The following is a 380-nucleotide window of genomic DNA, read 5'->3' on the forward strand; positions in this document are numbered from 1 at the left end:
AAGCGCTTGTCTCAAAGCTCGGCCTTGTTCTAAGCGGGCAAAAACCGCCCGCTAAGAACAATTTCATGGCTGAGCCCCGCCAGCCTCCGGGCCCAAATCGCCTACATCCTACCCGATCGTAAAGTCTTCGGTGCCAGGACATATTCACCGGGAGTACCACGCCATACTTTTACGTCTGCGTGGCTCCCATGGTATTTGCGGAAGGCGCTGCCTTGACTTTGTGAGGAGCGAGACTGTTCCCGTCTCCGATAATGTAGGGTGACGGAGGGCGGAGCAGGCGGGGGCTCAGTGGTGGAAACTGCACGAAATCTTTCGGGCTCTTGGCGAAAGATTTCGATGCAGTTAGGCGTGTTTGAGACCGCGCACTTTGCGGGCTCAAA

Origin of the sequence: Schleiferilactobacillus shenzhenensis LY-73 (assembly GCF_000469325.1) — a bacterium.
Classification (GTDB): domain Bacteria; phylum Bacillota; class Bacilli; order Lactobacillales; family Lactobacillaceae; genus Schleiferilactobacillus; species Schleiferilactobacillus shenzhenensis.